This window comes from Rhodoferax sp. (assembly GCF_025354435.1).
Taxonomy (GTDB): Bacteria; Pseudomonadota; Gammaproteobacteria; order Burkholderiales; family Burkholderiaceae_C; genus Rhodoferax_B.
Map to the genome: position 1 here is coordinate 219,912 of NZ_JANXMU010000032.1, position 7,614 is coordinate 227,525.

Sequence of the window (7,614 nt, forward strand, 5' to 3'; positions counted from 1 at the left end):
TGGGGTTACACATGGAACTAAAACCGGGTTTAGACAGTCTTACCTCCGCTTCCTCCAGCGTGCTTCCGTGTGTAAATCACGGTAGCCACCCTCAACTTCTGGTTTTTCTTTATTGACAATAGTCATTATAGCAGAGAAACCTATCGAATTCGTCGGGTAACTATACCGTCCAGTCTTATTTTAGAACGATTAGTTTCCCACGGCAATATTGTCGTGCCCTGATGCCCCAAATGCCTGGGTCTTGAGTACCGCCAACTGGTCGCGCACGCGGGCGGCTTTTTCGAATTCGAGGTTGCGGGCGTGCTCCAGCATCAGCTTTTCCAGCCGCTTGATTTCGCGCGCGATGTCTTTTTCGCCCATGTCCTCCACCTTAGCGCGCTGGATCGCGTCTTGCGCCAGCTTCTCGGCTTCGCGGCCTGATTTCTCGCTGTACACGCCGTCGATCAAATCTTTCACCTGTTTGACGATACTGCGCGGAGTAATGCCCTGCTCCAGGTTGTGAGCGATCTGCTTGGTGCGACGGCGCTCGGTCTCGTCGATGGCTTTGCGCATCGATTCGGTAACCTTGTCGGCGTACAGAATGGCCCGGCCATTCAGGTTGCGGGCGGCGCGGCCTATGGTTTGGATCAGCGAGCGCTCGGAGCGCAAAAAACCTTCCTTGTCAGCATCCAGAATCGCCACCAGCGACACCTCGGGCACGTCCAGCCCTTCGCGCAGCAGGTTGATGCCGACCAGCACGTCGAAGGTACCCAGGCGCAGATCGCGCAAGATTTCCACGCGTTCCACCGTGTCCACATCGCTGTGCAAGTAACGCACTTTCACGCCGTTTTCCGTCAGGTAGTCGGTCAATTGCTCAGCCATGCGCTTGGTCAGCGTGGTAATAAAGACGCGCTCGCTTTTTTCGACGCGGATGCGGATTTCTTGCAGCACATCGTCCACCTGGTGGGTGGCGGGGCGCACTTCCACCTGCGGATCGACCAGGCCGGTGGGGCGCACCAGTTGCTCTACCACCTGGCCGGTGTGTTCTTTTTCCCAGTTGCCGGGCGTGGCCGAGACGAACACCGCCTGGCGCATCTTGGTCTCGAATTCTTCGAACTTCAGCGGCCGGTTGTCCAGCGCGCTGGGCAGGCGAAAACCGTATTCGACCAGCGTGGTCTTGCGCGCCCTATCGCCGTTGTACATGCCGCCAAACTGGCCGATAAGGATGTGGCTTTCGTCCAGAAACATCAGCGCGTCTTTGGGCAGGTAGTCAGTGAGCGTGGACGGCGGCATGCCCGGCAGCGCGGCGCTGAGGTGGCGGGTGTAGTTCTCGATGCCCTTGCAGTGGCCGATCTCGGTAAGCATTTCCAGGTCAAAGCGGGTGCGCTGCTCCAGCCTCTGGGCTTCGACCAGCTTGCCCATGCCGACCAGCTCTTTCAGCCGGTCGCTCAGCTCCATCTTGATGGTTTCCACGGCAGCCAGCACCTTGTCGCGCGGGGTCACGTAATGGCTGCTGGGGTAGACGGTGAAGCGCGGAATCTTCTGGCGGATGCGGCCGGTGAGCGGGTCGAACAGCTGCAGGCTGTCGATCTCGTCATCAAACAGTTCGATGCGGATAGCCAGCTCGGAATGCTCGGCCGGAAACACGTCGATGGTGTCGCCGCGCACCCGGAACTTGCCGCGGCTGAATTCCATGTCGTTGCGCTGGTACTGCATGCGGATGAGCTGGGCAATCACGTCGCGCTGGCCCATTTTGTCGCCATGGCGCAGCGTCATCACCATCTGGTGGTAAGCCTCGGGCTGGCCGATACCGTAGATGGCCGACACGGTGGCCACGATGATGACATCGCGCCGCTCCAGCACGCTCTTGGTACAGCTCAGGCGCATCTGCTCGATGTGCTCGTTGATGGCGCTGTCTTTCTCGATGAACAGGTCGCGCTGCGGCACATAGGCCTCGGGCTGGTAGTAGTCGTAGTAGCTGACGAAATACTCCACCGCGTTCTTGGGAAAGAACTCGCGGAACTCGCTGTACAGCTGCGCCGCCAGGGTTTTGTTGGGCGCAAAAATGATGGCCGGGCGACCCAGCCGGGCGATCACATTGGCCATGGTGAAGGTTTTGCCGGAACCGGTCACACCCAGCAGGGTCTGGAACACCTCGCCATCATTTATGCCTTCCACCAGTTGGCGGATCGCCTCGGGCTGGTCGCCTGCGGGCGGATACGGCATGAACAGCTCGAACGGCGAGCCGGGGAAGCTGACGAACTCGCCCTCGGGCTGCTCGGGGGAGGTAGACGGGTATAGAGAGACGATTTCGGTCATGGGCAAAGATTCCAGAGCGACGGAAAACCCAACACTGTATAGGAATACAGGCTTACTTGCGCGGCTGCAGGGTTAAACCAATCAAACGCGACACCACGGCGGCCAAATAGATAACCCCGGTAAACATCTCCAGGCTGGCCAGTGAGCGCGCATGCGGGGTGATGGGAATCACATCGCCAATGCCGGTGCTGGACAGCAGCGCAAAGCTCAAAAACATCAGCTCCGTCCAGGTGCGCGGCTGGTCGGCGTTCACCGCGGCGGCAAAGCAGCCAGGTTGCAGCGCCTGGGCCAGCACAAACAGATAGGTAAACGCCCAAGCCAGCAGGGTAAAGGTAGCACCTGCCGCAAACAGCTCGTCGGTGGTAGCGCGCTGGTCTTCCAGCATGTACCGGATGAGGCTGAACGCGGCGTAAAAGTAAAACATCGCCTCCAGCCCGGCCGACCAAGGCAGCAGCTGCGGCATGCCGTACAGAGCTTGCAGCGCCAGCAACACAATCGACGGCAGCGCAATGCACACGCTGACCCAGGCCAGGCCCGGCGTGCTGCGCACCATGCGGGTGGTGACGGCCAGCACCACAATGCCAAACGCGCCAAAACCAATGCGGCCCGCGTCGGTGTTTTCAATAAACGGGTACAGCACCAGCCCCAGCAACTGCACCAGCAGCAAAATGGCAGACGGGTGGCGGCGGGTAGTGGCATAAAGGCGAAGGTAGCGCATGGGGCAGATTCTCCCGCACCGCACCAGCCGCATGAAAATACATGCCAAATCGGTCTCTAGCGTATATACAACCTACGCCAGTAGCTATTAAAACAATAGTATCCGACACAATGTCATACAGGGCCGACTGCCACGGCAGCTAAAATTCGAAACTGCCCGTAAACGCGGGCAAGCCGCTATTGACAACCCCCAAAGGATTTTTCCATGTCACTGTTTACCGCCGTCGAAATGGCACCGCGCGACCCGATTCTGGGCCTGAACGAGCAATTCAATGCCGACTCCAACCCCAACAAGGTCAACCTGGGCGTGGGCGTGTACTTCGACGACAACGGCAAACTGCCCCTGCTGGCCTGCGTGCAAACCGTAGAAAAGCAAATGACCGACGCGCCCAAGCCCCGTGGCTACCTGCCGATCGACGGCGTGGCGGCCTACGACTCGGCCGTTAAAGGCCTGGTGTTTGGTGCCGAATCCGAACCCGTCACCTCTGGCCGTGCCGTCACCGTGCAAGGCATTGGTGGCACCGGCGGCCTGAAGATTGGTGCCGACTTTTTAAAGAAGCTCAGCCCCAACGCCAAGGTCATGATCAGCGACCCCAGCTGGGAAAACCACCGCGCCCTGTTCCAGAACGCCGGTTTCGAGGTCGAAAGCTATACCTACTACGACGCGGCCGCCCGTGGCGTGAACTTCGACGGTATGCTGGCCTCGCTGAACGCCGCCGTGGCAGGCACCATCGTGGTCCTGCACGCCTGCTGCCACAACCCCACGGGTTACGACATCACCGCCGCCCAGTGGGACCAGGTGGTCGAAGTGGTCAAGGCCCGCAAGCTGACTCCCTTCCTGGACATGGCCTACCAGGGCTTTGGCTACGGCATCGAGCAAGACGGCGCGGTCATCGGCAAGTTTGTGGCCGCTGGCCTAAGCTTCTTCGTGTCCACCTCGTTCAGCAAGAGCTTCAGCCTGTACGGCGAACGCGTGGGCGCTTTGACAGTGCTGTGCGAATCCAAAGAAGAAGCCGGCCGCGTGCTGAGCCAGCTCAAGGTTTGCATCCGCACCAACTACAGCAACCCGCAAATTCACGGCGCTACTGTCGTGGCCACGGTGCTCAACACCCCTGAGCTGCGCGCCCAGTGGGAAGGCGAGCTGGGCGAAATGCGCGTGCGCATCAAGGCCATGCGCCAAAAGCTGGTCGATGGCCTGAAGGCTGCCGGTGTCCAGCAAGACATGTCGTTCATCACGAAGCAGATCGGCATGTTCAGCTACTCCGGCCTGAGCAAAGACCAGATGGTGCGCCTGCGCGAAGAATTCGGCGTGTACGGCACGGATACCGGCCGCATGTGCGTAGCCGCGCTGAACAGCAAGAACATCGACTACGTCTGCGCGTCGATTGCCAAGGTGGTCTAAAACCGCCCTGCTGATCGGGAGCGCAATTGCTCCCAAATAAATAGCTGCTAGCGCATGTTCTACCTGCGCTAGCAGCTTTTTTTATGCCTGAAATACAGCATGAATGCCGCCGTGGTTGAACAGCTGTAGTTCCGCCCGTGCGTGCTGCACCGCAGCATCGAACTTTGTTGACAGCCCAAACTAAGCCCTTCTAAAATAGTCTTTCATAATACCAAAGACACTTTGGACAGGAGACAAGACGTGGCAGGCATTCAACTGAACCGGGTCAGCAAGCACTACGGCAACGTGGTAGTGATGAGCGACCTTTCGCTGGACATCGCGCAGGACGAATTTCTGGTGTTCCTCGGCCCCTCGGGCTGCGGCAAATCCACCCTGCTGCGCATGATGGCGGGGCTGGAGCCGGTGACCAGCGGCAGCATCACCATCAACGGCAAGGACGTAACCGACCTGCCCCCGGGCCAGCGCGGCGTGGCCATGGTGTTCCAGCACTACGCCCTGTACCCGCACATGACGGTATACGACAACGTGGCTTTCGGCATGCGCAACATCGGCCTGGCCGAAGCTGAAATCAGCACCCGCATCACCGATGCCGCCCGCATGCTGGAGCTGGACGCCCTGCTGCAGCGCAAGCCCGGCCAGCTCTCGGGCGGGCAGCGCCAGCGGGTGGCGATTGGCCGGTCCATCGTCAAGAACCCCAGCGCGTTCTTGTTTGACGAACCGCTGTCCAACCTGGATGCATCCCTGCGCACCCGCACCCGGGTCGAGCTGGCGCGACTGCACCAGCGCCTGCAATCGACCATGGTCTTCGTCACCCACGACCAGGTCGAGGCCATGACGCTGGCCACCCGCATCGTGGTGATGAACAAAGGCTGCATCGAGCAGATCGGCGCACCCATGGACATCTACCGCCGCCCGGCCACGCGCTTTGTGGCGGGCTTTATCGGCCAGCCCGCGATGAACTTTTTAGACACCGAACGCGCGGCCCCGCAAGACGGGCGGCTGAGCCTGCGGATCGCCCACGGCAGCGTCTTCCAGACTGCTCTGCGGGACGCGGATGTGCCTGCGGGCCAACTGACGCTGGGCATCCGCGCCGAATCCATCACGCTGGACCCGCAAGGTGAACTGCCGGGCCGCGTGGACGTGGTGGAGCGCCTGGGCGACCGCACCCTGGTGCACGTGGGCCTGGCCGATGGCAGCAACGTGGTGGCCGAGGCGCACCGCGACAGCGGCGTGGCCCCCGGTGAAGCGGTAGCGCTGCGCATCGACAGCGCGCGCCTGCATGTGTTTGACGCGGCGGGCCTGGCCCACCATGCACCGCAGTAAGGCCGCCATGGCACGCAAACAACCCAAACACTGGCTGAACGGCCTGTTCGTTCTGCCCTATCTGGTGGTCTACGTTCTGCTGCTGGTCCTGCCGCTGGTGCTGGGCTGGTGGCTCAGCCTGCGCGACGTGGACATGCTGGCCGACACCAGCGACTTCATCGGCCTGAAGAACTACGCCGACCTGCTGCACGACGACATCTTTATAGGCGCGGTGCGCAACACCTTCTACTTTGTCGGCATGACCACGCCGGTGTTCGTCGCCCTGGGGCTGGCGCTGGCACTGGCCTTGAACCGCCCTGGGCGCACCGGGGCGGTGCTGCGGGCCATCTTTTTTGGCTCGTCGGTGCTATCGGTCACCATCGTCACCCTGGTCTGGCGGCTGGTGCTGATGCCCGACAAGGGCTTGCTATCCAACCTGATGCTGGGCGTAGGGCTGCAACCGCTGGCCCCGCTGGTCACCGAATCGCTCGCCCTGCCGTCGGTGGCGCTGGTCACCGTGTGGTGGATTATTGGCCTGCCGATGATGCTGTTTCTGGCCGCGCTGCAGCAGATTCCGCAAGAGATGTACGAGGCCGCCGCGCTCGACAACGCAGGCCGCTGGCGCACCTTTGTGTCCATCACCCTGCCATCCATCAAGCGCACGGTGGCGCTGGTGGCGGTTATCGAGGTGATTCAGCAGTTCCAGCTGTTTGGCCAGTCGTACCTGATGACCCAGGGCGGGCCGAACAACAGCTCGCGGCCGATCGTGCAGTTCATTTACGAGACCGGCTTTACCCAGTGGGCGCTGGGCTATTCGGCCGCCTCGGCCCAGGTGCTGTTTGGCTTGATGCTGATCGGCGTGAGCATACAAGCCTGGCTGGGCCGCCAGCGCGCTACTGAAGATGCACGGGGAGAAAAATCATGAGCCGTATGTTGAAAAGTGGCTGGGGCGACAAGTTGATTCTGGCCGCAGCCATCGCCCTGGCCTGCGTCTGGGTGGCCCCGCTGTTCTGGATCTTCATGCTGTCGTTCAAGCCCAACGCAGCGCTGATGGCGCGTACCGACGTGCTGTTTGCACCGCCGTTCACGCTGAAGAACTACACCGACATCCTGGGCACCTCGCAGGTGTTCCGCTGGCTGCTCAATAGCGCCATCGTCTCGCTGGGGCAAACCTTTTTGACCCTGGTGATTGCCTCGCTGGCGGGCTACGGCTTTGCGCGCACCAGCTTCCCCGGGCGGCGCTGGTTGTTTGCCTGTGTGCTGGCCGGGCTGGCCGTGCCCGAGCAGGCCATTCTGGTGCCGCTGCACCGCCTGTTTGCCGACCTGGACATGCACAACACTTATAGCGCGCTGATCCTGCCCAAGCTGGCCGCACCGTTTGGCGTGTTCCTGATGGCGCAGTATTTCCGGGGCATCCCGGTGGAGCTTGAAGAAGCCGCGCTGCTGGACAACGCCTCGCGCCTGAAGATCTTCTGGCGCATCATCCTGCCGCTGTCGGTACCGGCGCAGGCCACGCTGGGCATCTTCACCTTCCTGAATGCCTGGAACGACTACCTTTGGCCGCTGGTGTCGGCCTCCAAGTCCGAGATGTACACCATCACCCTGGGGCTAGCCTCCAGCCAGTCGAACTTTGCCCAAAGCGAGGGCATTGGCTACCTGATGTCGCAGGCCGTATTTGCCGGGCTGCCGCTGTTCATCCTGTACCTGTTCTTCCAAAAGTACATCGTCACTGCCGTGGCGGGCACGGCGGTGCGCTAAGGCAACGCTGAATAAGTCCCGACCTGGCGCGTGACTTGCATTGGTATTGTCATCCCTCACAAGGCGACAAAGATGAAGCAACACACCCTGGCCCTGGCCGCCGACCAAGAAGCGGGATTCGCCCAGCACCGCAAACC

At 61.2% G+C, this 7,614-nt stretch carries 6 protein-coding genes; 4 read left to right on the plus strand and 2 right to left on the minus strand.

The genetic code is table 11. The annotated features are described in order from the left end of the window. Nucleotides 1-189 precede the first annotated feature (189 nt). Complete coding sequence (gene uvrB, locus Q0T48_RS08770; RefSeq protein ID WP_295955187.1) at nt 190-2,298, minus strand: excinuclease ABC subunit UvrB; 2,109 nt, start codon at nt 2,296-2,298, stop codon at nt 190-192. 52 nt (nt 2,299-2,350) lie between these two features. Next, complete coding sequence (locus tag Q0T48_RS08775; RefSeq protein WP_295955190.1) at nt 2,351-3,016, minus strand: ion channel; 666 nt, start codon at nt 3,014-3,016, stop codon at nt 2,351-2,353. A 204-nt stretch (nt 3,017-3,220) separates the two neighbouring features. On the opposite strand from Q0T48_RS08775, the gene Q0T48_RS08780 reads away from it, so the two are divergent. From Q0T48_RS08780 to Q0T48_RS08795, 4 genes are all read left to right on the plus strand, one after another. Next, a complete protein-coding gene (locus Q0T48_RS08780; protein WP_295955193.1) occupies nt 3,221-4,417 on the plus strand; it encodes an amino acid aminotransferase in 1,197 nt (398 codons plus the stop codon). Nucleotides 4,418-4,657: 240 nt separating this feature from the next. After that, on the plus strand, nt 4,658-5,740 hold the full coding sequence (gene ugpC / locus Q0T48_RS08785) for a sn-glycerol-3-phosphate ABC transporter ATP-binding protein UgpC (RefSeq protein ID WP_295955195.1): 1,083 nt from the start codon (nt 4,658-4,660) through the stop codon (nt 5,738-5,740). A 7-nt stretch (nt 5,741-5,747) separates the two neighbouring features. Beyond that, a complete protein-coding gene (locus tag Q0T48_RS08790) occupies nt 5,748-6,644 on the plus strand; it encodes a sugar ABC transporter permease (RefSeq protein ID WP_295955197.1) in 897 nt (298 codons plus the stop codon). Next, nucleotides 6,641-7,477, plus strand: a complete 837-nt coding sequence (locus Q0T48_RS08795; protein ID WP_295955200.1) for a carbohydrate ABC transporter permease — start codon at nt 6,641-6,643, stop codon at nt 7,475-7,477. The genes Q0T48_RS08790 and Q0T48_RS08795 overlap by 4 nt, the downstream gene beginning before the upstream one ends. Nucleotides 7,478-7,614: the final 137 nt, after the last annotated feature.